Annotated in this window: 29 protein-coding genes; 6 read left to right on the forward strand and 23 right to left on the reverse strand. The window is 72.4% G+C overall.

The window, feature by feature from the left end:
- Positions 1-6 precede the first annotated feature (6 nt).
- From ligD (J3P30_RS04280) to groES, 4 genes are all read right to left on the reverse strand, one after another.
- Entirely contained in the window at positions 7-978 is a 972-nt protein-coding gene (ligD, locus tag J3P30_RS04280) for a non-homologous end-joining DNA ligase (protein ID WP_210479704.1), read from the reverse strand.
- 100 nt (positions 979-1,078) lie between these two features.
- The gene (locus J3P30_RS04285) at positions 1,079-2,377 is read right to left on the reverse strand and encodes an ABC transporter substrate-binding protein (protein ID WP_210479705.1); all 1,299 of its coding nucleotides are present in this window, start codon (positions 2,375-2,377) and stop codon (positions 1,079-1,081) included.
- A 167-nt stretch (positions 2,378-2,544) separates the two neighbouring features.
- Positions 2,545-3,528, reverse strand: coding sequence for an EamA family transporter RarD (gene rarD, locus J3P30_RS04290; protein ID WP_210479707.1), 984 nt, complete (start codon positions 3,526-3,528; stop codon positions 2,545-2,547).
- Between the two features lie 118 nt (positions 3,529-3,646).
- Complete coding sequence (groES, locus tag J3P30_RS04295; RefSeq protein ID WP_210479709.1) at positions 3,647-3,943, reverse strand: co-chaperone GroES; 297 nt, start codon at positions 3,941-3,943, stop codon at positions 3,647-3,649.
- A 143-nt stretch (positions 3,944-4,086) separates the two neighbouring features.
- Between groES and J3P30_RS04300 the strand changes: the two genes are divergently transcribed.
- Positions 4,087-5,310, forward strand: coding sequence for a class I SAM-dependent methyltransferase (locus J3P30_RS04300; RefSeq protein ID WP_210479710.1), 1,224 nt, complete (start codon positions 4,087-4,089; stop codon positions 5,308-5,310).
- Here J3P30_RS04300 and J3P30_RS15520 read toward each other — a convergent pair.
- The 11 genes from J3P30_RS15520 to glmS form a co-directional block, all read right to left on the reverse strand.
- Positions 5,268-5,495 (reverse strand): DUF4190 domain-containing protein, encoded by a 228-nt coding sequence (locus J3P30_RS15520; RefSeq protein WP_210479711.1) that lies wholly within the window; start codon positions 5,493-5,495, stop codon positions 5,268-5,270. The genes J3P30_RS04300 and J3P30_RS15520 overlap by 43 nt on opposite strands.
- Positions 5,496-5,560: 65 nt before the next feature.
- Positions 5,561-5,893, reverse strand: a complete 333-nt coding sequence (locus J3P30_RS15525) for a DUF4190 domain-containing protein (protein WP_210479712.1) — start codon at positions 5,891-5,893, stop codon at positions 5,561-5,563.
- A gap of 58 nt (positions 5,894-5,951) precedes the next feature.
- Positions 5,952-6,371: a hypothetical protein gene (locus tag J3P30_RS04315; RefSeq protein ID WP_210479713.1), complete on the reverse strand. Its 420-nt coding sequence runs from the start codon at positions 6,369-6,371 to the stop codon at positions 5,952-5,954.
- 25 nt (positions 6,372-6,396) lie between these two features.
- Positions 6,397-6,693 carry a DUF4190 domain-containing protein gene (locus tag J3P30_RS04320; RefSeq protein ID WP_210479715.1) on the reverse strand — a complete coding sequence of 99 codons (297 nt, stop codon included), beginning with the start codon at positions 6,691-6,693 and terminating at the stop codon, positions 6,397-6,399.
- A 145-nt stretch (positions 6,694-6,838) separates the two neighbouring features.
- Entirely contained in the window at positions 6,839-7,909 is a 1,071-nt protein-coding gene (gene tsaD, locus J3P30_RS04325; protein WP_210479717.1) for a tRNA (adenosine(37)-N6)-threonylcarbamoyltransferase complex transferase subunit TsaD, read from the reverse strand.
- Entirely contained in the window at positions 7,900-8,376 is a 477-nt protein-coding gene (gene rimI, locus J3P30_RS04330) for a ribosomal protein S18-alanine N-acetyltransferase (RefSeq protein WP_210479720.1), read from the reverse strand. The genes tsaD and rimI overlap by 10 nt, the downstream gene beginning before the upstream one ends.
- Positions 8,376-8,987 carry a tRNA (adenosine(37)-N6)-threonylcarbamoyltransferase complex dimerization subunit type 1 TsaB gene (tsaB, locus tag J3P30_RS04335; protein WP_210479722.1) on the reverse strand — a complete coding sequence of 204 codons (612 nt, stop codon included), beginning with the start codon at positions 8,985-8,987 and terminating at the stop codon, positions 8,376-8,378. Before tsaB ends, rimI begins: the two co-directional genes overlap by 1 nt.
- Positions 8,988-9,078: 91 nt before the next feature.
- Positions 9,079-9,507 carry a tRNA (adenosine(37)-N6)-threonylcarbamoyltransferase complex ATPase subunit type 1 TsaE gene (gene tsaE / locus J3P30_RS04340; protein WP_210481866.1) on the reverse strand — a complete coding sequence of 143 codons (429 nt, stop codon included), beginning with the start codon at positions 9,505-9,507 and terminating at the stop codon, positions 9,079-9,081.
- Between the two features lie 29 nt (positions 9,508-9,536).
- Positions 9,537-10,643 carry an alanine racemase gene (gene alr, locus J3P30_RS04345; protein WP_210479724.1) on the reverse strand — a complete coding sequence of 369 codons (1,107 nt, stop codon included), beginning with the start codon at positions 10,641-10,643 and terminating at the stop codon, positions 9,537-9,539.
- A complete protein-coding gene (locus tag J3P30_RS04350; RefSeq protein WP_210479726.1) occupies positions 10,640-10,996 on the reverse strand; it encodes a holo-ACP synthase in 357 nt (118 codons plus the stop codon). The genes alr and J3P30_RS04350 overlap by 4 nt, the downstream gene beginning before the upstream one ends.
- Before the next feature lie 28 nt (positions 10,997-11,024).
- A complete protein-coding gene (glmS, locus tag J3P30_RS04355) occupies positions 11,025-12,872 on the reverse strand; it encodes a glutamine--fructose-6-phosphate transaminase (isomerizing) (RefSeq protein WP_210479727.1) in 1,848 nt (615 codons plus the stop codon).
- A 121-nt stretch (positions 12,873-12,993) separates the two neighbouring features.
- On the opposite strand from glmS, the gene coaA reads away from it, so the two are divergent.
- Positions 12,994-13,935, forward strand: a complete 942-nt coding sequence (gene coaA / locus J3P30_RS04360; RefSeq protein ID WP_210479728.1) for a type I pantothenate kinase — start codon at positions 12,994-12,996, stop codon at positions 13,933-13,935.
- A gap of 40 nt (positions 13,936-13,975) precedes the next feature.
- On the opposite strand, the gene glmM is transcribed toward coaA, so the two are convergent.
- From glmM to rplM, 3 genes are read right to left on the reverse strand one after another with little or no spacing between them, the layout of a single operon-like run.
- A complete protein-coding gene (glmM, locus tag J3P30_RS04365; protein ID WP_210479730.1) occupies positions 13,976-15,340 on the reverse strand; it encodes a phosphoglucosamine mutase in 1,365 nt (454 codons plus the stop codon).
- Positions 15,341-15,358: 18 nt separating this feature from the next.
- Positions 15,359-15,844, reverse strand: coding sequence for a 30S ribosomal protein S9 (gene rpsI, locus J3P30_RS04370; protein WP_210479732.1), 486 nt, complete (start codon positions 15,842-15,844; stop codon positions 15,359-15,361).
- A 28-nt stretch (positions 15,845-15,872) separates the two neighbouring features.
- Positions 15,873-16,319: a 50S ribosomal protein L13 gene (gene rplM / locus J3P30_RS04375; protein WP_210479733.1), complete on the reverse strand. Its 447-nt coding sequence runs from the start codon at positions 16,317-16,319 to the stop codon at positions 15,873-15,875.
- 216 nt (positions 16,320-16,535) lie between these two features.
- On the opposite strand from rplM, the gene J3P30_RS04380 reads away from it, so the two are divergent.
- Positions 16,536-17,642 carry a hypothetical protein gene (locus tag J3P30_RS04380; RefSeq protein WP_210479735.1) on the forward strand — a complete coding sequence of 369 codons (1,107 nt, stop codon included), beginning with the start codon at positions 16,536-16,538 and terminating at the stop codon, positions 17,640-17,642.
- A gap of 21 nt (positions 17,643-17,663) precedes the next feature.
- Here the strand turns inward: J3P30_RS04380 and truA are convergent, their stop codons facing one another.
- Entirely contained in the window at positions 17,664-18,566 is a 903-nt protein-coding gene (truA, locus tag J3P30_RS04385) for a tRNA pseudouridine(38-40) synthase TruA (RefSeq protein ID WP_210479739.1), read from the reverse strand.
- Between the two features lie 52 nt (positions 18,567-18,618).
- Between truA and J3P30_RS04390 the strand changes: the two genes are divergently transcribed.
- Genes J3P30_RS04390 through J3P30_RS04400 form a run of 3 tightly spaced genes read left to right on the forward strand, consistent with a single transcriptional unit; the run spans position 18,619 to position 21,595 of the window.
- Complete coding sequence (locus J3P30_RS04390) at positions 18,619-19,671, forward strand: ATP-dependent DNA ligase (protein ID WP_210479741.1); 1,053 nt, start codon at positions 18,619-18,621, stop codon at positions 19,669-19,671.
- Positions 19,668-21,071 carry a deoxyribodipyrimidine photo-lyase gene (locus J3P30_RS04395; RefSeq protein ID WP_210479743.1) on the forward strand — a complete coding sequence of 468 codons (1,404 nt, stop codon included), beginning with the start codon at positions 19,668-19,670 and terminating at the stop codon, positions 21,069-21,071. Before J3P30_RS04390 ends, J3P30_RS04395 begins: the two co-directional genes overlap by 4 nt.
- 29 nt (positions 21,072-21,100) lie before the next feature.
- The gene (locus J3P30_RS04400; RefSeq protein WP_210479745.1) at positions 21,101-21,595 is read left to right on the forward strand and encodes a cupin domain-containing protein; all 495 of its coding nucleotides are present in this window, start codon (positions 21,101-21,103) and stop codon (positions 21,593-21,595) included.
- On the opposite strand, the gene J3P30_RS04405 is transcribed toward J3P30_RS04400, so the two are convergent.
- From J3P30_RS04405 to J3P30_RS04420, 4 genes are all read right to left on the reverse strand, one after another.
- Positions 21,582-22,658 carry a matrixin family metalloprotease gene (locus J3P30_RS04405; protein ID WP_307807395.1) on the reverse strand — a complete coding sequence of 359 codons (1,077 nt, stop codon included), beginning with the start codon at positions 22,656-22,658 and terminating at the stop codon, positions 21,582-21,584. The genes J3P30_RS04400 and J3P30_RS04405 overlap by 14 nt on opposite strands.
- Before the next feature lie 175 nt (positions 22,659-22,833).
- Positions 22,834-23,886, reverse strand: coding sequence for a non-homologous end-joining DNA ligase (gene ligD, locus J3P30_RS04410; RefSeq protein WP_210479746.1), 1,053 nt, complete (start codon positions 23,884-23,886; stop codon positions 22,834-22,836).
- Positions 23,887-23,960: 74 nt separating this feature from the next.
- A complete protein-coding gene (rplQ, locus tag J3P30_RS04415) occupies positions 23,961-24,596 on the reverse strand; it encodes a 50S ribosomal protein L17 (protein WP_210479747.1) in 636 nt (211 codons plus the stop codon).
- Between the two features lie 31 nt (positions 24,597-24,627).
- The gene (locus J3P30_RS04420; protein WP_210479748.1) at positions 24,628-25,617 is read right to left on the reverse strand and encodes a DNA-directed RNA polymerase subunit alpha; all 990 of its coding nucleotides are present in this window, start codon (positions 25,615-25,617) and stop codon (positions 24,628-24,630) included.
- Positions 25,618-25,652 lie beyond the last annotated feature (35 nt).

Here is a 25,652-nt window from a genome sequence, read left to right on the forward strand (position 1 = left end):
CCGTCCTCAGCCGGACTCGTCGGGATGCGGGGGGACCGCCGCCCCCTCCCGCTCGTCGCGGTCGGCCCACTCCAGCAGCGGCGCGATGTCGAAGACGGCGTCGTCGATGCCCGCGTGCAGGTCGCCGAGCTCGGCGTAGCGGGCGGGCACCGTGGCGATCGTGAAGTCGCGCGGCGCCACCTGATCGACCTCGTCCCACCGGATCGGAGCCGACACGGTCCCCTCCGGGTTGCCGCGCACCGAGTACGCCGCCGCGATCGTGTGGTCGCGCGCGTTCTGGTTGTAGTCGACGAACAGCGCGCGGGGATCCCGGTCCCGGCGCCACCACTCCGTGGTCACGTCCTCCGGCGCCCGCCGCTCCACCTCGCGGGCGAACGCGAGCGCCGCACGGCGCACCTCGTCGAAGCCGTGCTCGGGACGGATCCGGACGTAGACGTGGATGCCGTGCCCGCCGGAGGTCTTCGGCCAGCCGACCGCGCCGAGCTCGTCCAGGACCTCGTGCACGACGTGCGCCACCCGCTGCACCCGGGAGAAGGGGCAGTCCGGCATGGGGTCGAGGTCGATGCGCCACTCGTCGGGCCGCTCGGTGTCGGCACGGCGGCTGTTCCAGGGATGGAACTCGACGGTGGACATCTGCACCGCCCAGATGACGTGCGCGAGCTCGGTGACGCACAGCTCGTCGGCGGTCCTGCTGTACCGGGGGAAGAAGACGCGGACCGTCTCCATCCACGGCGGTGCGCCGGCCGGCAGCCGCTTCTGGTGGACCTTCTCCCCCTCGACGCCGGTCGGGAACCGGTGCAGCATGCAGGGCCGCTCCCGCAGCGCGTTCACGATGCCGTCGCCCACCGAGAGGTAGTAGCGGACGAGGTCGAGCTTCGTCTCGCCCCGGGCGGGGAAGTACACGCGGTCCGGACTCGAGATGCGGACGGTGTGCTCGCCGACCGGGATCTCGACGGCGTCGCCGCTCGCCTTGGCCATGTGCCACATTCAAGCGCACGGCGCCGGAGGCGGATAGGCGGACCGGAACGGAAGAGGGGCCCGGCGCCGTGGCGCCGAGCCCCTCCCCGTGCTGAGGGTCCTACTCCTGGAGGGAGCCGAACTCCGTGTTCAGCAGCGTGTACTTGTTGTCGGCGCCGTACTGGTAGATGCCGATGTAGGCCTCGGTCGGGTCGCCCGCCTCGTCCCACTCGATCGGGCCGGAGACACCGTCGTAGTCGATGTCCTCGCCCTCGCCGATCAGCGCGAGGCAGTCCGCGAACGTCTCGCACTTCGTGCCGCCGGTCGACACGTCCGCGAGGTTGTCGCGGATCGCCTGACCCGAGTCGTTGCCGGCCTGCGCCGCCGCGAGGGCGGACGCGATGACCGCGTCGTACGACTCCGGCGCGTAGCTGAAGTCCTGCAGCGCCGGGTCCACCTGAAGGAGGCGGGCCTGGAACTCCGAGTCCGCCGGGTTGCCCGGCAGGGTGCCCTTGGCACCCTCGAGGGTGCCGGGCTGGAACTCGTAGCTGTTCGAGAGGTTGCCGTCCACGAAGTAGACGCCGGAGCCCGGGAAGCCCTGCGTGTTGACCAGCTCGGGGATGATCGACGCGGTCTCCTCGAAGGCGATGACCGCGATCGCGTCGGGGTCCTCCGCGAGCAGCTCGTCGACCTGGGACGTGAACACCGTGTCGCCCGGGTTGTAGGGGACGGACGCGGACACCGTGCCGCCCGCGGCCTCGATCGCCTCGCGGGCGTTCGCCTCGAGGCCGATGCCGTACGGGTCGTTGATGTAGATGATGCCGACGTTCTCGGCGCCGTCACCCACGATCAGGTTGCCCAGCACGCGGCCCTGCAGCACGTCCGACGGAGCGGTGCGGAAGTAGTAGCCGTCCTCGTCGTAGTCCGTGAAGTCCGGCGAGGTGTTCGCCGGCGAGATCTGGACGATGCCCGCGTCGACCAGCTGGTCGATGAAGGTGAACGACACACCGGAGGACGCGGCACCGATGACGACGTCCGCCCCGAGCTCGACGAGCTCCGACGCCGACTGGGTCGCGATGTCGGTGGTCGTGTCTCCGGAGTCGCGCTCGTTGAGCTCGACCTCGAACTCGAAGCCGGCCGCCTCGATGTCCTGGATCGCCAGCTTCACCGCGGCGACCTCGGGCGGGCCGAGGAAGGCGAGGTTGCCGGTGGCGGGGAGGATGGTCCCGACGGAGAAGACGCCGTCGCCCTCAGGGGCGGCTGCTGCGGTCGTCTCCTCGGTCTCGGCCGGGGCGCTGTCGCCGCCTCCGCTTGCGCAGGAGGCGAGCAGAAGGATGCCGGCGCCGAACGCCGCCACCTTCGCGCCACGGGAGACCAGCGTCGAGCGGTCAGGAGTTGACCTCCTGAGGAAAACGCTCATCGTGCTCCTTGAATGACTCTGAATGCAGGAATAGGTCCGCCGGAGGGCGAACGTTCACCTCAACTTAGAGGGACTTTCGCGCCGCCACGCGTCACATGTGTTACAGGCATGTAACACGGCAGAGGCGAAAGGACCAAATCCTGCCCCCGTTTTCGGGCGGATTCACATCAGATACCGGGTGCAATGGCAAGTGCGCGCGCCCGCCGCGTGCTGCGGACGAGATCGAAGCTCAGGACCGCGAGCGCCACCCAGACGAGCGCGAAGCCCGCCAGTCGCTCCGGCGGCATCTCCTCGTGGAGCACGGCCACACCGATCGCGAACTGCAGGATCGGCGCCATGTACTGGATGAAGCCGAGCGCGGTCAGCGGAAGCCGGCGGGCGGCGCTGGCGAAGAGCAGGAGCGGGACGGCCGTGACGGGCCCCGCGAGGACCAGCATGAGCACGTTGACGGCACCGGCGGAGCCGAAGACCAGTTCCCCCTGTGCCGCGATGGCGAGCAGGATGCCGACCGCGGGCAGGAGGAGCCAGGCGGTCTCGAGCGCGAAACCGGTGAGCGCGTCGACCTCCGGCCCCAGCCGCTTCTTCAGCAGCCCGTAGAAGCCGAACGAGAGCGCCAGGGCGACGGCGATCCACGGGAACGCGCCGTGCCCCACCGCGAGCACGAGCACGGCCACCGCGCTGATCGCGATCGCGCTCCACTGGAGCGGCCGCAGCCGCTCCTTCTGCACGAGCACGCCGAGCAGGACGGTGACGATCGGGTTGATGAAGTAGCCGAGCGACGCTTCCACGACCTGGCCGTCGAGGGCGGCCAGCACGAACACGAGCCAGTTGACGAACACGAACGCGGCGGCCGCGCCGAGGGTCCAGAGCAGCTTGCCGCGCCGGGCGACCGCGACGAGGCGACTCCAGCCTCCCGACATCGTGAGAAGGACCGCGCAGAGCAGCAGGGAGAAGACGACGCGCCAGGCGACGATCTCGAACGGGCCGGCGGGCGCGAGGGTGAGGAAGTAGAGCGGCAGCACGCCCCAGAGGAGGTAGGCGCTGACGGCGGCGAGGAAGCCGGCGCGCGAGGCGCGGTGCCCGTGCAGCGCGGACGCCGCGGGCGGGTCCGCCAGGCCGGCACGGCGGGAATCGGGGCCGGGCTCGGTCATCGCGGTCGAGTCTACGTGCCGGGCGGGGTGCGGCCCGGCAGGGCGGCGGGGCCCGCCGAACGCGGAAGGGGCCCGGCCTGTACGGCCGGGCCCCTTCCGGTGACCAGTTGTCGCGTCGTCAGCGGACCACGACGGCGAGCACGTCGCGAGCGGAGAGCACCAGGTACTCCTCGCCCCCGAACTTGACCTCGGTGCCGCCGTACTTGGAGTAGAGGACGCGGTCCCCGACGTTGACGTCGAGCGGGATCCGGTTGCCGTTGTCGTCGATCCGGCCCGGGCCCACCGCGATGACCTCGCCCTCCTGGGGCTTCTCCTTGGCGGTGTCGGGAATCACGAGACCCGAGGCGGTGGTCTCCTCGGCCTCGACCTGCTGGATGACGATCCGATCCTCGAGCGGCTTGATGGTAACCGGCACGGTTGACCTCTTCTTTCTTACCTTCGACGTGGTTAGCACACGAACCATCGGAGTGCTAAAGCGAGTCTAGGGGCTTGTTTGGCACTCCTGCAATGCGAGTGCCAGCAGGGGCAACGCGACCCGCACACCTTAACCTGGGAGCGGTGCGCGCAGACGAGGTCCGGGAACTGCTGTCGGTGGAGGGGCTGCGGCTCCTCGACCGCATCCCGCCGTACCGCTCGGGAAGCGACGTGCTCCGGACGTCGGCGGAGCTGCGCAAGGCCGGGCATTCCCCGGCCCTCGTCGCGGCGGTCCTCACCCAGGCCCGCCTTCGCGAGCGGGCGAAGGCGAAGTTCGGGGACTTCGCGGAGCGCATGCTGTTCACCGAGGCGGGGCTCGAGCAGGCGACGCGCCTGCCCGTCGCGGCTCTGCACGCCGGGCGGTACGCGCGGGCGGGACTCCCCCTCGTCGCCGACCTCGGCTGCGGGATCGGCGGCGACGCCATGGCCCTCGCCGCGCTCGACCGGGAGGTGCTGGCGGTCGAGCGGGACGAGTCCACGGCGGCTCTCGCCGCCTACAACCTGGCGCCCTTCCCCTCGGTGACCGTGACGGTCGGAGATGCCGAATCGACGCCGCTCCCCGACGGGGCCGCCGTGTTCCTCGATCCGGCCCGCCGGACGACCGGGTCGAGCGGCCGCCGGGTGTCCGCCGACGAGTGGACGCCCTCCCTCGACTTCTGCTTCCGGACCGCCGCCGAGCGCCCGACCGGAATGAAGCTGGCGCCCGGGTTCGACCGGAGCCGCATCCCGGAGGACCTCGAGGCGCAGTGGGTGACCGCGGGCGGCGAGACGGTCGAGCTCACGCTCTGGTCCGGTCCGCTCGCCCGGCCGGGCGTCCGCCGGAGCGCGGTCGTGCTGGGCCCGCAGGGCACCGCGGAGCTCACGGCGGCGGAGGACAGCCCGGACGCCGCCGTCGCGGCCCTCGGCCGCTACGTGTTCGAGCCGGCCGGGTCCGTGATCCGGGCCCGACTGATCGGCGACCTCGCGCGCGCGGTCGGCGCCGGGATGCTGAGCGAGGGCATCGCCTACCTGACCGGCGACGCGCTCCCGGATTCGCCGTTCCTCGCCGCGTTCGAGGTCGTCGCGGTGCTCCCGCTCGATGAGAAGCGGATCTCACGCGAGCTCCGGGACCGCGGCATCGGGCGCCTGGAGATCAAGAAGCGCGGCGTCGACGTCGATCCCGCCGCCTTCCGGAAGCGGCTCTCCCTGCGCGGCGAGGGCGAGGCGACGCTGCTGCTCGCGCCCGTCGGCGGGAAGCGCACCGCGATCCTCGCCACCAGGGCCGGTCAGCCCGGAAGCGTCACCGCGGGCGCGAGCACCGCGAAGTAGAGCGTCCACCACGCGAGCGACAGAGCGAGGCCGGCGTAGCCGATCACGAGGGCCCAGGTCGCGAGCCGCTGTCCGCCCCGACCTGTCTCGGCGATGCGTGCCCGCGCCAGGTGCCCCAGCACGATGCCCGGGATGTGCAGACCGACGAGGGACACCGCGAACGCGGCGACGGCGAGCCCGTCCACAGGCGGCCGCCGATCGCGCCCGGCCTGCTCCTCCGGTGGCCGCGGCGGGAGCGTCGGCTCGCCGGTCACAGCGAGGTGAACGCGGGGAAGGTCGCGAGGAACGCGAACGGCAGGGTCAGGGCGATGCCGATCAGCACCGCCGTGAAGACCCCGAGGGCGATGCCGAGATAGCCCAGCACGAGTCCGAGGATCGCGTACGCGCGGCCCGCGGGCTCCCGCTGCAGCGCGAGGTGCCCGAGGACGACGGCGACGATGCACGGGACGCCGAGGAAGGCCCATCCCGCGATCAGGCCCGCCCCGCCGAGGACGAGCGAGGCGATGCCGAGCCCGCGCGGCGGCGCGGCCGGCGGGCCGTCCGTGACCGGGGTCGCGAGGGCGGTGGCGTGCGGATCGGACACGGGGCCTTCCGGACATGCGAACCGGCCGGCACCCGAGGGCGCCGACCGGTCCGAGGGATCAGAACGAGGTGCCGGTGTTGTAGGCGCCCGCCGTGGCGAACAGGATGATCCAGCCGATCAGCGAGATCAGCGCGATGGCGAGCCCCACGAAGCCGAGGATGATGCCGGTGAGCCAGAGGCCCTTGGGCGCCCAGGGCTCGCGGCTCTTCCCGAGGAAGCCGAGGACGATCGCGGCAGCCGGGATGAACAGCTGCATGATCGAGCCGACGATCGGGATGAAGACGACGAAGAACCCGACGACTCCGAGGATGCCGAGGACGAGCGAGATGATGCTCAGCACCGCGGGCTTCTGGGCCGGGGCTCCTCCGCCGGTGTAGGGGCTGGTGGGGGAGGCGCCGTAGGACGGCGTCGAGGACGCGGGCGTCGCCGAGTACGACGGCTCCTGCGGCGGGACGGGAGGAGGTGTCTGGTCGCTCATGGTGCTTCCTTTCGAGAGGCCGGCCTCAGCCGGTCGTGATGATTCCCTGCGAGGCAGCGATCCCCGTCGTCACGAGGATGAGGATCACCAGGATGATCGACAGCACGATCCCCACGTAGCCGATGACGAGCGCGGCGATGGCGAAGCCTCGCCCGCGCTCGCCGGTGCGCTTGATCTGGCTCATCCCGATGTGACCGAGGATCACCGCGAAGAGCGAGAGTCCCACCAACGACAGGATGAACGCGATGATGCTCATGACGTTCAGGGGCCGGTCGTAGGCCGAGGGCGCCGAGGCGTAGGAGGGGGGAAGGGGCTGGCTCATAGCGGAGGACGCTCCTGGATTCACAGCAACACCGAAGGTTCGGCGGGCCGTGCCATAGTCCCAGCACCGCTATGGGCTGTCAATCACCTGGCAGCGTGTTGAGGCGCGCGTACGGGGCGCGGCGGACGAAGGGCGACGTCAGCGCTCAGGGAACGAGGACCTCGGTCACGGGCAGTGTCGAGTCGGCCCCGAAGGCGGGACCCGAGGGCGCGCGCCCGGCCGCCACGAGCCCGGCCCCGACGGCGGCGATCATCGCGCCGTTGTCCGTGCAGAGCGACAGCGGCGGGATGCGCAGGGCCACCCCCGCCGCGGCGCACCGCTCCTCGGCCAGTCTCCGCACCCGCGCGTTAGCGACGACACCACCTCCGAGCAGGAGGCGGGGAACGCCGCGATCGGTGCAGGCGGCGACCGCCTTCCCGATCAGCACGTCCGCGACGGCCTCGCGGAAGCTCGCCGCCACGTCCGCGACGGGCAGCGTCCGCCCCTCGTCGTCCGCCTTCTCGACCCAGCGCGCCACCGCGGTCTTGAGGCCGGAGAAGGAGAAGTCGTACCGGTGGCGCTCCAGGTCCCGCGGCTGGGTCAGGCCGCGGGGGAAGCGGATGGCCGCGGGGTCCCCGTCCTTCGCCGCGCGGTCGATCTCGGGCCCGCCCGGATAGGGCAGGCCGAGGAGGCGCGCGACCTTGTCGAACGCCTCGCCCGCGGCGTCGTCGATGGTCTCGCCGAGCAGCTCGACGTCGTCCAGGAGGTCGCGGACGAGCAGCAGGGAGGTGTGACCGCCGGAGACGAGGAGGGCGACTGTCGCCTCGTCGAGCGGCGGAGCCGGCTCCTCCCCCGGCGGCCGCAGCAGATCCGCGCCGACGTGCCCGATGAGGTGATTGACCCCGTACAGCGGCAGGCCGGTCGCGGCGGCGAGCCCCTTGGCCGCGCCGATGCCGACCATGAGCGCTCCGGCGAGCCCGGGCCCCGCCGTCACGGCGAGTGCGTCGAGGTCGGCGAGCCGCACCCCGGCCTCGTCGAGAGCTCGCTGCAGCGCGGGCTCGATCGCCTCGAGGTGCGCCCGCGCGGCCACCTCGGGCACGACGCCGCCGTACCGGGCGTGCTCCTCCATCGAGGACGCGATGACGTTCGCCAGGAGCTCGCGGCCCCGGACGATCCCGACTCCCGTCTCGTCGCACGAGGTCTCGATGCCGAGGACGAGGGGGCCGGTCACGAGCACTCCCCTGGGCGCGCTGCGACGCGGCGCATCACGACGGCGTCCACTCCGTCGGGCTGGTAATAGCCGCGGCGGAGGCCGATGTCCTCGAAGCCGAGGGAGCGGTACAGCTGCTGGGCCGCGGGATTGTCGGCCCGCACCTCCAGGAAGACCCGGTACGCCCCGCGCTCCCGCGCCTCGCGGAGCAGCTCGACGACGAGGCGGCGCCCCAGGCCCCGGCGCCGGGCGCCCTCGGCGACCGCGACCGTCTGCACGTCCGCGTCGCCCGTGCCCACGGGAGCGAGCAGACCGGCGTAGCCCTCGATGCGCCCGTCCTCCGTCTCCGCAACGAGGTAGTAGGTGTTCCGGTCCTCGAGCTCGGCGCGCATCATCGGCGAGGACCAGGCATCGGTGGGGAAGGTGGTCCGCTCGATGTCCATGATCGGGTCCAGGTCCCGGACGGACGCCCGGCGCAGGGTCCAGGTCTCCATCAGCTCACCCGCTTCGGGGCCGACAGGGTCACGTCCGGCGAGCGCAGGTACAGCGGGACGACCGGAGCCGGGGCGCGGCCGGCCGCCAGGACCCGCTCGGCGACGAGCCCGAGCATCCCCGCCGGCACCGCTGTCGCGTCGATCCGGCGCTCGCGGGCCGGCACGTCGGCCGGGCGAGCGAGCGCCGGGCCCTCGTCCCGGATCGGGAGGCCTGCGGCATCCAGTCCCCGGTAGCGGGACCAGTAGAGCTCGCGGCGCCGCGCATCCGTGACGACGAGGAGCTCCCCGGAGGGGTCCGCCTCGTACGCGGCCGCGGCGACGGCATCGTGGCTCACGACGCCGAGCGCGGGCCGTGCCGCGGCGAGCGCGAAGGCGCGTCCGGCCGCCATGCCGACCCGGAGCCCCGTGAAGGGCCCCGGCCCGACGCCGATCGCGACCGCGTCCAGATCGGCGACGCCCACGCCGGCCTCGCGGAGCACCGCGGTGATCAGCTCGCCCACCACCTCGGCGTGTCGCAGTGTGTCCGCGACCGCGCGCTCGGCGAGGATCCCGCGCGCGCCGTCGACGACCGCGGCCGCGGTTCCGGCCGAGCTGTCGATCGCGAGGAGCACCGGACAAGCCTACGAGCCGCGTCCGAGGCGCACGACGCGAGGCGGTCGGCGCCCCCGCCGACGGTTACTGCAATGCCGAGCGGAGCAGGGCTCAGACGGGGAGGGCGTCCGCCCAGCGCGCCCCGAACCCCTCGACGGTGACGACGCGGGGCTGGTCCTCGTCGTCCCCGCCCGCGGCGCGCTGGATCGTGACGTCGAGCCGGTCGTCGACGAGCCCCTCCACCATCCCCGCGCCCCACTCGACGACGACGACCGAGCCGGCGAAGTCGATGTCCAGGTCGTCGAGCTCGAGTGCGGACCCGAGCCGGTACGCGTCGACGTGCACGAGGGGCGGACCGCCGGCGAGCGAGGGATGCGTCCGGGCGAGCACGAAGGTCGGGCTGGTGACGGGCCCGCGCACGGAGAGCGCCTCGCCGATCCCGCGCGTCAGGGTCGTCTTCCCGGCCCCGAGCGGCCCTGCGAGCACGACCACGTCGCCGGCGCGCAGGGCGCTGCCGATCCGCACGCCGAGCTCGTGCATGCCGTCGGCCGTCGGCACCTCGAGCCGGGTCACCGCGGGGTCCGCTGCACCCGGGGACCGATGCGGGTGACGATCTCGTAGTTGATGGTCCCGGCCCACTCGGCCCACTCGTCCGCCGACGGAACTCCTGCCGCCGGATCCCCGAAGAGCACGGCCTCGTCGCCCACGGCCACCGGGGTGTCCCCCACGTCGACCACGAGCTGGTCCATGGCGATCCGGCCGCGGACGGGATGCCGGGCGCCCGCGATCCACACCTCCGCGCTCCCGGAGGCGGCACGCGGAACGCCGTCCGCGTAGCCGAGCGGCACGAGCGCGAGCCGGGTCGCGGCGGGCGCCCGCCAGGTGTAGTCGTAGGAGACGCCGGCGCCCGCCGCGACGGTCCGGACCGCCGCGACCCGGGTGCGGAGCGTCATCGCCGGCCGGAGCCCCAGATCGTCGCCAGCCTCGTCCGCGAACGGGGACAGTCCGTAGGCGCCGATGCCGAGGCGGACGAGGTCGAAGCGCGCGGCCGGGCGGCGGATCGCGCCGGCGGTCGCGGCGAGGTGGCGCAGCTCGGGCCGCAGGCCGGCCTCCTCCGCGAGGGCGAGGGCGGACCGGAACGACTCGAGGGCGTCGGCGTCGTCCTCGGGGGACGCGTTCGAGAGGTGCGACATCACGCCGCGGACGGCGAGAGCGCCGGAGCGCTCCAGCTCGGCGGCGCGGCGGAAGACCGCAGGCCAGTCCTCTGGGGCGAGGCCGTTGCGGCTCAGGCCGGTCTCGACCTTGAACTGCACGTGCGGGCGCGCTCGGGCACCGGAGGACGCGACGGCCTCGAGCTGCGCCGGCGTCGAGACGCCGATGTCGACCCCGACGTCGATCGCCGCGCGGAAGTCGGCCTCCGGGTCGTGCAGCCAGGCGAGCATCGGGGCCCGGATCCCCTCGGCGCGCAGGACCAAAGCCTCGGCGAGGTCGGCCACGCCGAGCCAGTCCGCTCCCCCGGCGAGTGCGGCCTCCGCGGCGGCGACCGCCCCGTGGCCGTAGCCGTTCGCCTTGACGACGACCATCGCGTGCGGCGTGCCGGCGACCGCCCGGAGCCGGGCGACGTTGGCGCTGATCGCGCCGAGGTCGACGACCGCCTCGCGCAGTGGGCCGCTCACGTCACGCGCTCCGCCACGACGAAGGCGCACGCGATGCCGGCGTCGTGGGTGAGCGACAGGTGCAGATGGGTGATGTGCCGCGTCGCGAGGGCCTCGGCCACGCGTCCGCTGGCGGTGATCCCGGGGTTGCCGTGCTCGTCGGAGTCCACCGACATGTCGAGCCAGCGGAACCCTGGGATCTCGCCGAGGGCCTTGATGAGCGCCTCCTTGGCGGCGAACCGTGCGGCGAGCGACGAGTTCGACCGGTTCCGCTCGTGCTCGTGGAACAGGCGCGGCAGCAGCGCGGGCGTCCGGCGCACCGCCCGGTCGAAGCGGGCGATGTCGACGACGTCCACTCCGATCCCGACGATCACCGCCGCTCCGCTCCCCGAACGCCGCGCGTCACTCGACCGTGACGGACTTCGCCAGGTTCCGCGGCTGGTCCACGTCGAGGCCCTTCGCCGCCGCGAGCTCCATCGCGAAGATCTGCAGCGGCGCGACGGCCAGGAGCGGCTCGAAGAGCGGGGCGGCCAGCGGGATGCGCAGGACGTCCTCCGCGAACGGCAGCACCGCGACGTCGCCCTGCTCGGCGATCGCGATCACGTGGGCGCCCCGGGCGCGGATCTCCTGGATGTTGGAGACCACCTTCGGGTGCAGGGAGGTCGAGACCCGCGGGCTCGGCACGATCACGAAGACCCGCTGCCCCGGCTCGATGAGCGCGATGGGGCCGTGCTTGAGCTCGCCCGCCGCGAAGCCCTCCGCGTGGATGTACGCGAGCTCCTTCAGCTTGAGGGCGCCCTCGAGCGCGATCGGGTAGCCGACGTGCCGGCCGAGGAACAGGACGGAGCGGGTGTCCGACATCCCGCGCGCGAGCTCGCGGATCTCGGGCCCGGCCTCGAGCACGGTGCGCAGCTTGTCGGGGATGCCGGCGAGCTCATCGAGGTTCTCCCGGATCTGGTCCGGGGTGAGCGTGCCGCGGGCGGCGGCGAGGTGCAGCGCGAGGAGGTAGAGCGCGGTGACCTGGGCGACGAACGCCTTGGTGCTGGCGACGGCCACCTCGGGTCCGGCGTGCGTGTAGAGCGCCGCGTGCGACTCCCGGGCGATCGTCGCTCCCTGGGTGTTGCAGATGGAGAGCGTCGTGGCGCCCTGCTCGCGGGCGTACTTCACCGCCATGAGCGTGTCCATCGTCTCGCCCGACTGGCTGATGGAGACGACGACCGTCTTCTTGCCGATGACGGGGTCGCGGTAGCGGAACTCGTGCGAGAGCTCGACGTCGACCGGGAGCCCCGCCCACTTCTCCAGCGCGTACTTGCCGAGCGTGCCTGCGTAGGCGGCCGTGCCGCAGGCGAGGATCAGGACGCGGTCGGCGTCCGCGAGGACCTCGCCCACGCCGTCCAGCTCGGGCAGCTGCACCGCGCCGTCCACGAGCCGGCCACGGAGGGTGTTGGCGATCGCCTCGGGCTCCTCGCTGATCTCCTTCGCCATGAAGCTCGACCAGCCGCCCTTCTCGGCGGCCGAGGCGTCCCAGGCGATCTCGAACGGCTCGGTCTCGACGGGGTTGCCCTGGAAGTCGGTGACCTCGATGGAGTCGGGGCGGATGGTGACGATCTGGTCCTGCCCGATCGCGACCGCACGGCGGGTGTGCTCGACGAAGGCCGCGACGTCGGAGCCGAGGAAGTTCTCGCCGTCCCCGAGGCCGAGGACGAGCGGCGAGTTGCGGCGTGCGCCGACGACGACGCCCGGCTGGTCCTGGTGCACCGCGAGGAGGGTGAACGCGCCGTGCAGCCGTCCCACGAGGCGGCGGAAGGCCTCCGTCAGGTCTCCGGCGGACCGGTACTCGCGGCCGAGCATGACCGCGGCGACCTCGGTGTCGGTCTCGCTCGAGAAGGTGTAGCCCTCGGCGAGCAGCTCCTCCTTGAGGACGGCGAAGTTCTCGATGATCCCGTTGTGGATCAGGGCCAGCTTGCCGTCGTCGCCGAGGTGCGGGTGCGCGTTCCCGTCGGTGGGACCGCCGTGGGTCGCCCAGCGGGTGTGGCCGATGCCCGTGGCGCCGTCCGCGATGGGCGAGGTGGCGAGCTCCTCGGTGAGGACGTTGAGCTTTCCGGCCTTCTTGTGGGTCGAGAGCCGGCCGTCCTCGCCGATGACGGCGACACCGGCCGAGTCGTAGCCGCGGTACTCGAGGCGCCGGAGTCCCCCGATCAGCACCTCCAGGCTCTGACGGTTGCCGACGTACCCCACGATTCCACACATGCCGACGATTCTAGGTAACCCCCTCTGGGAGCCCGGGACGCCGCGGGGTACGGGCGCGCCCCTGCCGCGGAAGGGGGCGTGGCCGAGGCGGAGGTGGGGGCGCCACTACGCTGGAGCGGTTATGTCGGACCCCGGCGCCACTGCCGCCAGCCCCTTCCTCGAGATCGACCGCCCCCGCTGGGCGGAGCTCGCTCCCAATGCGACCCTCTCCCTGGATGAGACGCAGCTCACCCGGCTCCGCGGTCTCGGGGAGCCGCTCGACGCCCGGGAGGTCGGTGACGTCTACGTGCCGCTCAGCCGGCTGCTCAACCTCTACGCGACGGCGCGCCGCCGCCTCGAGGGCGAGGCGAGCGCGTTCCTCGGCGAGGGCGCGACGAGGATACCGTTCGTCATCGGCATCGCGGGATCGGTCGCGGTCGGCAAGTCCACGGTCGCCCGGCTGCTGCGCGAGCTCCTCTCCCGCTGGGAGGGCACGCCCCGGGTCGAGCTCGTCACGACGGACGGCTTCCTCCTCCCCAACGCGGAGCTGGAGCGGCGCGGCCTGATGGCGCGCAAGGGGTTCCCGGAGTCGTACGACCGCCGGGCGCTGCTCCGGTTCGTGAGCCGCATCAAGAGCGGCGTCGAGGAGGTGCGCGCGCCGTTCTACTCGCACCTCAGCTACGACATCGTCCCGAACGCCGAGATCGTCGTGCGCCGGCCCGACGTGCTCATCGTCGAGGGGCTCAACGTGCTGCAGCCTCCGGGAATCGGCCAGCGACTGGCCATCAGCGACCTGTTCGACTTCGGGATCTACGTCGACGCACGAACGGCGGACATCGCCAGCTGGTACGAGGAGCGCTTCCTGCGGCTGCAGCGGGGCGCGTTCGCCGACCCGAAATCGTACTTCCACCGGTACGCGGACCTCACCGAGGCGGAGGCGCGCGAGAAGGCGCAGCAGATCTGGGCCGCCATCAACGAGCCGAACCTGGTGCAGAACATCCTGCCGACGCGCTCCCGCGCGACGCTCGTGCTCCGCAAGGCCTCGGATCACAGCGTGCGGAAGGTCCTGCTCCGCAAGCTGTAGCCGCGTCCGGCAACGCCGGTGGTTGCCGTCGCGCGAGCCGTCAGGCGACGGCGAGGCGCTCGCGCACGATGTCGGCGAGCTCTCCCGCGACCTTCTCGGCGGTGTCCTGATCGGCGGCCTCCACCATCACGCGGACCATCGGCTCGGTGCCGGAGGGGCGCAGGAGGACGCGGCCCGAGTCGCCGAGGCGCTGCTCGGCGCCCGCGACCGCGGAGGCGATCGTCTCGTCGGCGCTCAGCCGCTCCCGGTCGACGCCCTTCACGTTCACGAGGACCTGCGGGTACATGGTCACGACCGAGGCCAGCTCCGCGAGCGTCTTGCCCGTGCGGGCCAGCTCCGCGGCGAGGTGCAGCCCGGTCAGCAGACCGTCGCCGGTGGTCGCGAAGTCGGTCATGATGACGTGCCCCGACTGCTCGCCGCCGAGCGACAGGTTGCGCGCGGTCAGCTCCTCGAGCACGTACCGGTCGCCGACCTTCGTCTGCAGGACGTCGATCCCGTTCTGGCGCATCGCCATCCGGAGCCCGATGTTGCTCATCACGGTGGTGACGAGCGTGCGGTCGCGGAGCACCCCGCGCTCGGCCATGCCGAGGGCGAGGATCGCCATGATCTGGTCGCCGCTGATGACGTTGCCCTGGGCGTCGACCGCCAGGCAGCGGTCCGCGTCGCCGTCGTGGGCGATCCCGAGATCGGCTCCGTGCTCCACCACGGCGGCTGCCAGCGGCTCGAGGTGGGTCGAGCCGACGCCGTCGTTGATGTTGAGGCCGTCCGGGTCGTTCCCGATCACGGTGACCCGAGCGCCTGCGTCGGTGAACACCTCGGGCGAGACGCCGGCTGCGGCACCGTGGGCGCAGTCGATCACGACGTGGAGGCCGTCCAGCCGCGCCGGCAGCGTGGACAGGAGGTGCAGGACGTAGCGGTCCTCGGCGTCGGCGAAGCGGCGGACCCGGCCGACGCCCGCCCCGGTCGGCGCGAGCTTGGGCTGCTCGAGAGCCGCCTCGATCCGGTCCTCCACCTCGTCCGGCAGCTTGACCCCGCCCCTGGCGAAGATCTTGATGCCGTTGTCCGGCGCGGGGTTGTGGGACGCGGAGATCATCACGCCGAAGTCGGCGTCGATGTCCGCGATCAGGAACGCGGCGGCAGGCGTCGGGATGACCCCGGCGTCGAGGACGTCGACGCCGGAGCTGGCCAGGCCGGCCGCGACGGCGGCGGTGAGGAACTCGCCCGAGACCCGCGGGTCCCGCGCGACGACCGCGACGAGCCTGCGGCCCTGAGCGCGCCGTGCCTCCGCCGTGCGTCCCTTGCCCAGGACGACCGCAGTCGCCTGGGCGAGGGACAGCGCGAGCTCAACCGAGACGTCCCGGTTGGCGAGGCCGCGGACTCCGTCGGTCCCGAACAGTCGTGGCATGTCTCCGGACGCCGAGGATCAGCGCTTCGAGAACTGCGGAGCCTTGCGGGCCTTCTTGAGACCGGCCTTCTTGCGCTCGGTCACGCGGGCGTCGCGGCTGAGGAAGCCCGCCTTCTTGAGCGTCGGGCGGTTGTTCTCGACGTCGATCTCGTTGAGGGCGCGGGCGATCGCGAGGCGAAGGGCGCCCGCCTGGCCGGAGGGGCCGCCGCCGGTGATGCGGGCGACCACGTCGTAGCTGCCCTGCAGCTCCAGGACCTTGAAGGGGTCCGTGATGAGCTGCTGGTGGAGCTTGTTCGGGAAGTAGTTGCCGAACTCGCGGCCGTTGACCGTGATGTTGCCGTTGCCGGGCACGACGCGCACGCGGGCGATGGCCTGCTTGCGGCGGCCGACCGCGGCGCCGGACACGTTGAGGACGGCGCGGGGCGTCGCCGGAGCGGCCGCCGCCGGGGTCTCGGTGGAGAAGCTCGAGGGAGCGTTGTCGATGGAGTCTGCGATTCTCGCCATGAGGATGAGTCCTTGGGTCCGGCCGGCGCTACTGGGCGACCTGGTTGAGGGTGTACGGCGTGGGCTGCTGGGCAGCGTGCGGGTGCTCCGGGCCGGCGTAGACCTTGAGCTTCTTCAGCTGCGCGGCGCCGAGCGAGTTCTTCGGCAGCATGCCGCGGATGGCCTTCTCGACCGCGCGGGTCGGGTGCTTCTCGAGGAGCTCGGTGTAGCTCGTCGCGGTGAGGCCGCCCGGGTAGCCGGAGTGGCGGTACGCCTTCTTCTGCGCGAGCTTCGAGCCGGTCAGGGCGACCTTCTCGGCGTTCACGATGATGACGAAGTCGCCGGTGTCGACGTGGGGGGCGAAGGTGGGCTTGTGCTTGCCGCGGAGGAGGGCAGCAGCGTGGCTGGCGAGGCGGCCGAGGACGACATCGGTCGCGTCGATCACGAGCCAGTTGCGCTGGATCTCGCTCTCCCGGGGCGTGTAGGTGCGCGTCACGGTAGTAGCTTTCTTGTCGAGGTGTTCGTGGATCCCGCTCCGTCGGGGGGTTCCGAGTGGAACTCCGCAGTGGAGGGCTCAACAAACGGCGCCGCGGGGCGAACGCCAAACGGAGAGCTTACCGGACGGGCGCACCGTCCGCCACTTCGCGGAAGGTCCCGCACCCCGCGAACGGGGCATGCCGCGGGCGGGCGCCCGGTCGCTACTCTCTGCCTCGTGAGCACCGTCCGCGCGCGCCTCGGTGCTGCCCTCCTTCTCGTCCTGGTCCTCGCCGGCTGCGCGGCCGAGGGGCAGGGTGCCGCGCCGCGTCCCGCCTCCACGCCGTCCTCGAGCGCCTCCCCGGCCGCGACCCCGTCCGCCACCCCGTCCGCGACTCCTGCGTCGACGCCGGCACCCACGCCCGTTCTCGACCTGACCTGCGACGCCCTGCTCCCGCCGGTGGAGGTCGCACGCCTCGCGGGCCGGGACCTGCAGGCCGTGGCGTTTGCGCATCCCGAGGTGGCGGGATCGAGAGGACCGCTCGGCTTCGCCGTCCGGCAGGCGGGCGGCCTGTCCTGCTCGTGGACGAACGGGGAGCCGTATCAGCTCCCGACCGGGTTCTACTGGGATTCCTCGCCGTCCAACCCGGACTACGTGGGGATCACGCTCGACGTCGCGCCGGAGGGCATCGGTTCGGGCAGCCGCGGCACGGTCTCGCCGGATCCGGCGGCGTCCGGTCGGTGCCTCGATCACGAGCCGGGGACCTGCTTCGTCAATCAGCTGTTCGGCGACCTCTGGGTGCGGTTCGAGTCGGCCGGGCTCGCGCACCCCGATGCCGTGCGAGCCGCGCTCGACGCCGCGGCCGCCCGGGCCCTCGACGCCGGGCGGGTCGCTCCGACCTGGCAGCTGCCCGCGGGCACGGCCGATCTGCCGGACACGTGCGACGGATTCCTCGCGCCCGAGGAGCTCGCCGGTCTCTTCGGTGCTCCCGCGGTGTGGAGCTCGCCCGCCGGCGGCTGGAGCATCTCCGCGGCGAGCTGGGACGCGGTCGGCTCGTGGCCCTGCACGGTCGGGTACGCCACGGGCGACGAGGGAGCCGGAGCACAGCTGACCTGGCTGCCCGGGGGCGAGTGGGCGTGGGACGCCGTGAAGCCCGCGGGGGATCCGGTGCCGCTGCCGGACGTCGATCAGCAGCTCGTCGTGTCCTGCCCGGCGACGTTCTGCGACGCCGACCTGCTCCTCGGCCGCACCTGGCTCCGCGTCACGATCGGCGAGCAGGACGGCAGGGAAGCGCGCGCCCTGGCGGTCGACGTCGCCACCCGCATCGCCGCGAACCTCCGCTGAGGGTTCCGCCCCGGCTCCGGATCAGGGGCTCGGGGCGGCCTCGTGCGACTGCCGCCGGGCCCGCGTCTGCTCCGCGCGCGCGGCGAGCTCCGCGTCCCGCGGGTAGCCGACCTCGACGAGGGTGAGCCCCCGGGCGGGCATCACGATGAACTCGCTGCTGCGGGCCCCGGCACCGAGCAGCTGTCCGGGGCGCTCCGGCGCCAGCTTCCCCTCCCCCACCGCGACGGCGGCGCCCACGAGGGCGCGGACCATCGAGTGGCAGAACGCGTCGGCCTGCAGGCGCGCCACCAGCGCTCCGTCCGGCTCCCGGTCCCACGCGTAGGTCTGCAGCGTCCGGATCGTCGTGGCGTCGGGCCGCGGCTTGCAGTAGGCCGCGAAGTCGTGGAGCCCGAGCATCCCCCGCGCCGCCTCGTTCATCCGCTCCGCGTCGAGCTCCGCCGGGTGCCACACGGTGCGGTGCCGGTCCAGCGGGTTGCGGGCGCGGGGGCTGTCCGCGATCCGGTACTCGTACCGTCGCCAGACCGCTCCGAAGCGGGCGTCGAAACCGGGGGCGGCCTCGGCGGCATCGGTGACGACGACGTCCGAGCTGAGCCCGAGGATGCCGTTGAGGCGCGCCGCCACGAGGTCGCCCAGAGAGGTCGACGCGGGCTTCCGGCGGGTCCTCGAGAGCGCGTCGACCTGCTCCGCAGTCAGGTCGAGGTGGGCGACCTGGCCGGTGGCGTGCACGCCCGCGTCCGTGCGGCCGGCCACGACGAGGGTCGGCGCCGGCGGGTGGCGGCGCAGCAGCGTGGCGAGCCCGTCCTCGAGCACTCCCTGCACGGTCCGGAGCCCCGGCTGGCGCGTCCAGCCGTGGAAGCCGGTCCCGTCATAGGCGACCGAGAGCCGGACGCGCGTCGCCTCGACGGCGGTCCCCTGGTCGGTCACCCCGGAAGTCTAGGTGTCCCTCTCGCCCCTCCCGCTCCGGCAGGATGGGCCCATGGACCTGCCCGTCGCCGTGCCGCTCGAGCCCATGCTCGCCAAGGCGATCCCGGAGGTCCCCGAGGCCGGGCCGAAGGGCGCCGCGCTCAGCTACGAGCCCAAGTGGGACGGGTTCCGCGGCATCCTCTACTTCGACGGGACGGATGTCGAGATCGGCAGCCGCGGGTCGAAGACCCTCACGCGCTACTTCCCGGAGCTCGTCGACACCGTCCGCGAGCAGCTCAGCGAGCCGTGCGTTCTCGACGGCGAGGTCATCGTGCGCACCGGGCGCCCGGGCGCCGAGCGGCTGTCCTGGGAGGCCCTGTCGCAGCGGATCCATCCCGCCGAGAGCCGGATCCGCAAGCTCGCGGTCGAGACCCCCGCCTCGTTCGTCGCCTTCGACGCGCTCGCCTCGCAGGGCCGCTCGCTGCTGGACGCCCCCTTCCGCGAGCGCCGCGCGGAGCTGGAGCGGCTGCTCTCCGACGTCCGGCCGCCGATCCACCTGACGCGCACGACCGACGACCCCGGGACGGCCCGGCGGTGGCTGACCGAGTTCGAGGGAGCAGGCCTCGACGGTGTCATCGCGAAGCCGCTCGACGCTCCGTACTCCCCCGGCAAGCGGACGATGCTGAAGATCAAGCACGAGCGCACCGCGGACACCGTCGTGACCGGATACCGCATCCACAAGAGCGGCGCCGGCGTCGGCTCCCTCCTCATCGGGCTGTACGACGACAGCGGGTCCCTGCGCAACGTGGGCGGGATCGCCGCATTCTCCGACGCGCGCCGGCTGGAGCTCATCGATCAGCTGGAGCCGCTCGTGAAGCGGGACGCCGAGGGCAACCGCATCACCGGCGAGGGCGAGCGGAATCGGTTCTCGTCGAACAAGGACACCTCGTTCGTCGTGCTCGAGCCCGAGCTCGTCGTCGAGGTGCGCTACGACCAGATGGAGGGCGACCGGTTCCGCCACACCGCGCAGTTCGTGCGCTGGCGCCCGGATCGCGAACCGCGCTCCTGCACGTTCGCCCAGCTCGAGGTCCCCGTGTCCTACGACCTGGAGCAGGTGATCCGGTGAGCGCGGGCGCGGCCGCGGCGACCTCGGTCGTGTGGCTGCGCCACGACCTCCGGCTCGCCGACAACCCTGCGCTCACCGCGGCGGCCGAGCGGGGCGGCCCGGTCGTCGTCCTCTTCGTCCTCGACGACGATCCCGCGGTCGCCCGGCCGAGAGGCGGAGCGAGCCGGTGGTGGCTGCACGGCAGCCTGGCGTCGCTCGACGCCGATCTGCGCGCCCTCGGGTCGCGGCTCGTGCTGCGCCGGGGCAGCGCGGCCGCCGAGGTGCCGGCGGTCGTCGCCGAGACGGGCGCGGGAGCCGTCTTCTGGAACCGGCGGTACGGGGAGGGCGAGCGGAACCAGGACGCCGCGCTCAAGGAGAGCCTGCGCGCCTCGGGGCTCGAGGTTCGGAGCTTCCAGGCGTCGCTGCTCTTCGAGCCGTGGCACGTGCGCCGGTCCGACGGGGAGCCGTTCGGCGTGTACTCCGCCTACGCGCGCGCGGTCGGCGCACTGGACGCCCCGCGCGCCCCTCTTCCCGCGCCGGCCTCCCTCGCCGCCCCCGTTCCCCTTCCAGAGTCCGACGAGCTCGACGACTGGGGCCTGCTGCCGACGAAGCCGGACTGGGCGGGTGGGCTCCGCGCGACCTGGACGCCCGGCGAGCGTGGCGGACGGGACCGGCTGGACGCGATCGTCGAGCGGCTGGACCGGTACGGCGAGGAGCGCGACCGAGCGGGCGCCGACTCCACGTCGCGGCTCTCCCCCTACCTGCGCACGGGCGAGGTGAGCCCGTTCCAGATCTGGCACCGGGTGACGGAGGCGGATCCGGAGGGCCAGGTCAGCGGCAAGTACCGCGGGGAGGTGCTGTGGCGTGAGTTCAACTACACCCTGCTCTTCGCACATCCGCGGATGGCGGAGGAGAACCTCCGCCCGGCGTTCGACCGCTTCCCGTGGCGGACGCCGGATCCGGAGGTGCTGCGGCGCTGGCAGCGGGGCAGGACCGGCTTCCCGCTCGTGGACGCGGGGATGCGGCAGCTGTGGGAGACGGGCTGGATGCACAACCGGGTGCGTATGGTCGCGGCGTCGTTCCTCATCAAGAACCTGCTGATCGACTGGCGCGAGGGCGAGCGCTGGTTCTGGGACACCCTGGTCGACGCCGATCCCGCCAACAACGCCGCGAGCTGGCAGTGGGTGGCCGGCTCGGGAATCGACCCGGCCCCGTTCTTCCGGGTGTTCAACCCGGTGCTGCAGAGCCGGAAGTTCGACCCGGAGGGGGTGTACCTCCGCCGGTGGCTGCCGGAGCTGCGGGACCTCGACGACGCGTCGATCCACGAGCCGCGCGGCGTCCCGGGCTACCCGGAGGCGATGGTCGACCTCAAGGCGAGCCGGGCGGAGGCGCTGCGCGCATTCGACTCGATCTCGGTCTGAGGCCGCGGGGCGCGCGGATACTTCTCCTCATGAGCACGAGCGATTCCCGGGACGATGCGCGCGCGAGCGACCCGAGGGCCGAGGAGGACCCGTCCGTCCGGGACCTGGCGGAGACGCCGGACGCGACAGCGCCGGACGGGTCCGAGGTGCGCCTCCTGGTCGCGGCGCAGGGAGGCAGCATGGCTCACTTCCGGCTCCCGCCCGGCGCGACCGCACGCGCGGTCCGCCACCGCACCGTGACCGAGCTCTGGTACGTCGTCGCCGGTCGCGGCGCCATCTGGCGCAGCTCCGAGGGGGACGGGCGCGAGGAGGACCTCTACCCCGGCCGCAGCATCGCCATCCCGGTGGGGACGACGTTCCAGTTCCGCGCGATCGGCGACGCTCCTCTCGACGTCGTCGGGGTCACGATGCCGCCCTGGCCGGGGAACGACGAGGCCGCGCCGGCCGACGGCCCCTGGTCGCCGACCGTGGCCCCGCGGTCGCCCGGTGCCGAGAAGGACGAGCCGGGGGTCACCACAGCATGACGGCCGACCGCCCCGACGCTCCCGCGTAGTAGAGGCGCACGCGGACGACGTACCGCCGGCCGGCGAACAGCTTGACCTTGACCAGGGCGTTCCGGTCCTCGCCGCTGTCGTCGTCCCCGGCGAGGAAGCGCAGCTCGCCGTCAACCTCCTCGAACAGCACGAGGACGACGTCCGACTCGCCGAACGTGCCGATGCTGTATTCGCGGCTCGCGTCCGGCCTGATCGCCGCGTCGAACTGCTCGGTCGGCTGCAGGTCGAGCGGCATCGAGACGAACGGCTCGAGCAGCGGGAGCTCCTCCGCCTGGCCTCCCGGGTACCAGGTGCGCACGAACTGCCTGTCGAGGTCCGACAGTGTGCCGGGCGGGTAGATGCCCTCGCGGTAGCCCTCGGGGGAGATCACCAGTCCTCCGGGGAACTCGTACTCCATGACCGAGTTCGGGTCCCAGTTCGAGCCCGTGACCTCGCCCGGAGACAGCTTGCGCAGGACGTTCTGGTAGACCTTCTCCCGATCCCAGCTGTTGGGCGGGCCGCCGAGGTAGGCGTACACGGCCTCCTCGTCCCAGACGATCCCTGCGTTCGGGTTCTGGTGCTCGTGCGGCATCCCCAGCGCGTGCCCGATCTCGTGCAGGGCGGTGGAGCGTCCCTGCATCGAGGTCAGATCCCAGCCGAAGTTCATGGTCCGCTCCGTCTGGCTGATCTGGAGCGCGTCGCGCCCGAGGTACGACCACGACCCGTCCCCCTGCACGAAGCCGATCCGGAGCTCCGCCTCGGACGCGGCGGCGACCTCGGTGAACCGGAGTCCGATCCCGACGGACTTCCACTCGTCGAACGCGTCGCGGACCGCCTGCTCCTGCTCGGCTCCGCCCGGTGCGGAGGCGAGGAAGTGGTAGTGGAGGACCGTGCCGTTCACCCACTGGCTGCGCCCCTGGATGATCGCCTCGTAGCGGGGGGCGGGCATCCCGGGCGGCTGCGCCGGCAGGGAGCGCGGCTTCAGCGCGCAGTACTGCAGCGTGCCCGCCGAGCTGCGGTCGGCGTCCGTGTCGGTGGGAGCGGTCTGGACCACGGGAGGCTCCTCTCGGAAGTCGGTGTCGAGCGCCGCCAATGTAGGACGCGGCGGACGTGCCGCGCCATGGACCTCCGGCCCTCGATCTTCCGCCGGTTGCGCCGATGCGCCGGTCGTGCGGACAGCTGCGGGTGGCGTACGGGGATGCGACCGTCGAGCAGCACCCGCGCGAGCCCTACTTCTCGATGCGGTTGCCGCTCTCGTCCCAGTGCTCGGCCACCTTCTTGGACGGCTGCACCCGGGGCGGCTCGCCCGGCATCTTCGGGTAGTCGGGCGGGTACGGCATCTCGCCCTGCCCGTTCGCCAGGTCGCGCTCCCACCACTCGAGCAGGACGTCGAGGGCGCCGACGGTCTCCCCCAGGCCGGCCCACGCGTCGCCGCGCTCGGCGACGATCCCGGGGACCGTGCGCACGGTGAAGTCGCCCGGCTCGACCTGGCCGAGATCCTCCCAGCGGATCGGCATGGACACCGTCGCTCCCGCTGTCGCCCGGGGGCTGTAGGCGCCCGCGATGGTGCGGTCCCGCGCGGCCTGGTTGAAGTCGACGAAGACGCGCTCGCCGCGCTCCTCCTTCCACCACGCCGTGGTGACGCGGTCGGGCATCCGCCGCTCCAGCTCGCGGGCTGCGGCGATGACGGCGTGGCGCACGGCGATGTAGTCGTGCTCGGGACGGATGGGGGCGAAGACGTGGATGCCGCGGTTGCCGGAGGTCTTGACGTACGGCTCGATGCCCGCCTCGCGCAACACCTCCCGCAGCTCGAGTGCGGCCGGAACGGCGTCGGCGAAGCCCCGGCCGGGCTGCGGGTCGAGGTCGAGGCGGAGCTGGTCCGGGTGGTCCGTGTCCAGCGTCCGGGCCGGCCAGGGGTGGAACACGACCGTGTTCATCTGGACCATCCACACCGCCGCCGCGGGCTCGTCGACGACGAGCATCGGATGCACGCGCTTGCTGGGGAAGGTGACCGGGACCTCACGGATGAACTCCGGCTTGCCCTTCGGCGGGTTCTTCGAGAAGAACATCTCGCCCTGGACGCTGTCGGGGTAGCGCTGGAGGGCGACCGGGCGATCGCCGATCGCGCGGACGAAGGCGTCGCCGACTGCGACGACGTATCGGGCGAGGTCGAGCTTCGTGACGCCGGCGCCCGGCCAGATCACCCGGGACGGGCTGGAGATCCGCATCTCGCGATCCCCCTGAGGCCCCGAAACGGTCAGGGTGGTCGCCTCGCTGGCCATGGCGACACCCTAGCGAAACGCGAACTGCCCGGTTCCACAGGGGAACCGGGCAGTTCAGCGAGGGGAGCCGGAGGCTACTTCTTGTCCTCGGCGACCTCGGCGGCGTCGGTCTCGACCTCGGTCGCGGCGGGCGTGGGCTCCTCGGCCGGAGTCGGCTCGGAGGTCTCCACCGTCTCGGTCGACTCCACGGGAGCGTCCTCGGCGCCACCGGCGGCCTCGTCGACCACGGCCTCCTGCTCGGTGACCGCGTCATCCGCGGCGGGCGCCTCGGCAGCGGGAGCCTCGGCAGCGGGAGCCGCGGCCGCACCGCGCGAGCGGCGCGTCGTCGCCGGAGCGGACGCCTTCGGAGTCACCGGCTCGAGAACGAGCTCGATCACGGCGAGCGGCGCGTTGTCGCCCTTGCGGAAGCCGGTCTTCGTGATGCGGGTGTAGCCGCCCGGACGGTCCGCGACGAGCGGCGCGATCTCGGTGAAGAGCTCGTGCACGGCGCTCTTGTCGCGGACGACGGTCAGCACCCGGCGGCGCGCGTGCAGGTCGCCGCGCTTCGCGAAGGTGACGAGACGCTCGGCGAGCGGCTGGAGGCGCTTCGCCTTGGTCTCGGTCGTGGTGATCGACTTGTGCGTGAACAGTGCGGTCGCGAGGTTCGCGAGCAGGAGGCGCTCATGCGCCGGGCCGCCCCCGAGACGGGGACCCTTGGCTGGTCTGGGCATTGTCTATTCCTCGTTGATCAGGACGCGAACGTCAGTTCTCGTCGTCGTCGTAGCCGCTGAAGTAGTGGGCGCCGTCGAAGCCGGGGACGGCGTCCTTGAGGGAGAGGCCCAGCTCGACGAGCTTGTCCTTCACCTCGTCCACGGACTTCTGCCCGAAGTTGCGGATGTTCATCAGCTGCGTCTCCGAGAGGGCGACGAGCTCGCTCACCGTGTTGATGCCCTCGCGCTTGAGGCAGTTGTAGGACCGGACCGAGAGGTCGAGGTCCTCGATCGGCATCGACAGCTCGGAGCTGAGGACGGCGTCGACCGGGGCGGGGCCGATCTCGATGCCCTCGGCGGCGGTGTTCAGCTCGCGGGCGAGGCCGAACAGCTCGGTGAGGGTGCGGCCGGCGGACGCGATCGCGTCGCGCGGGCTGATCGCGGGCTTCGTCTCCACATCGACCACGAGGCGGTCGAAGTCGGTGCGCTCACCGGCACGCGTCGCCTCGACGCGGTAGGTGACCTTGAGGACCGGCGAGTAGATGGAGTCGATCGGGATCTGCCCGGCCTCGGAGAACTCGCTGCGGTTCTGCGCGGCGGACACGTAGCCGCGGCCGCGCTCGATCGTCAGCTCGAGGTCGAACTTCGCCTTGTCGTTGAGCGTCGCGATGACGAGGTCCGGGTTGTGGATCTCGACGCCCGCCGGGGCGGAGATGTCGGCGGCGGTGACGGGGCCGGCGCTCTGCTTGCGCAGGTAGGCGGTGATCGGCTCGTCGTGCTCGCTGGAGACGACCAGGTTCTTGATGTTGAGGATGATCTCGGTGACATCCTCCTTCACGCCGGGGATGGTCGTGAACTCGTGCTGCACGCCCTCGATCCGGATGCTCGTGACCGCGGCACCCGGGATGGACGAGAGGAGCGTGCGGCGGAGGGAGTTGCCGAGGGTGTAACCGAAGCCCGGCTCGAGCGGCTCGATGACGAACCGGGAGCGGAATTCCGCGATGTTTTCTTCGACGAGCGTCGGTCGCTGTGCGATGAGCACTGTGTATTCCTTTCGAAAGAGTGTCCGCTATATGA

Origin of the sequence: Naasia sp. SYSU D00948 (assembly GCF_017916515.1) — a bacterium.
Lineage (GTDB): Bacteria > Actinomycetota > Actinomycetes > Actinomycetales > Microbacteriaceae > Naasia.

Bases quoted from the DNA above. Each gene is read 5' to 3' on its own strand.
- J3P30_RS04390 (WP_210479741.1), top strand. From the start codon at position 18,619: ATGGACCTGCCCGTCGCCGTGCCGCTCGAGCCCATGCTCGCCAAGGCG.
- ligD (WP_210479704.1), bottom strand. From the start codon at position 978: ATGGCCAAGGCGAGCGGCGACGCCGTCGAGATCCCGGTCGGCGAGCAC.
- J3P30_RS04285 (WP_210479705.1), bottom strand. From the start codon at position 2,377: ATGAGCGTTTTCCTCAGGAGGTCAACTCCTGACCGCTCGACGCTGGTC.
- rimI (WP_210479720.1), bottom strand. From the start codon at position 8,376: ATGGAGACCTGGACCCTGCGCCGGGCGTCCGTCCGGGACCTGGACCCG.
- ligD (WP_210479746.1), bottom strand. From the start codon at position 23,886: ATGGCCAGCGAGGCGACCACCCTGACCGTTTCGGGGCCTCAGGGGGAT.
- rplQ (WP_210479747.1), bottom strand. From the start codon at position 24,596: ATGCCCAGACCAGCCAAGGGTCCCCGTCTCGGGGGCGGCCCGGCGCAT.
- tsaE (WP_210481866.1), bottom strand. From the start codon at position 9,507: ATGCACGAGCTCGGCGTGCGGATCGGCAGCGCCCTGCGCGCCGGCGAC.
- J3P30_RS04400 (WP_210479745.1), top strand. From the start codon at position 21,101: ATGAGCACGAGCGATTCCCGGGACGATGCGCGCGCGAGCGACCCGAGG.
- rarD (WP_210479707.1), bottom strand. From the start codon at position 3,528: ATGACCGAGCCCGGCCCCGATTCCCGCCGTGCCGGCCTGGCGGACCCG.
- J3P30_RS04320 (WP_210479715.1), bottom strand. From the start codon at position 6,693: ATGAGCCAGCCCCTTCCCCCCTCCTACGCCTCGGCGCCCTCGGCCTAC.
- rpsI (WP_210479732.1), bottom strand. From the start codon at position 15,844: ATGGCGAGAATCGCAGACTCCATCGACAACGCTCCCTCGAGCTTCTCC.
- J3P30_RS04315 (WP_210479713.1), bottom strand. From the start codon at position 6,371: ATGAGCGACCAGACACCTCCTCCCGTCCCGCCGCAGGAGCCGTCGTAC.
- coaA (WP_210479728.1), top strand. From the start codon at position 12,994: ATGTCGGACCCCGGCGCCACTGCCGCCAGCCCCTTCCTCGAGATCGAC.
- glmM (WP_210479730.1), bottom strand. From the start codon at position 15,340: ATGCCACGACTGTTCGGGACCGACGGAGTCCGCGGCCTCGCCAACCGG.
- glmS (WP_210479727.1), bottom strand. From the start codon at position 12,872: ATGTGTGGAATCGTGGGGTACGTCGGCAACCGTCAGAGCCTGGAGGTG.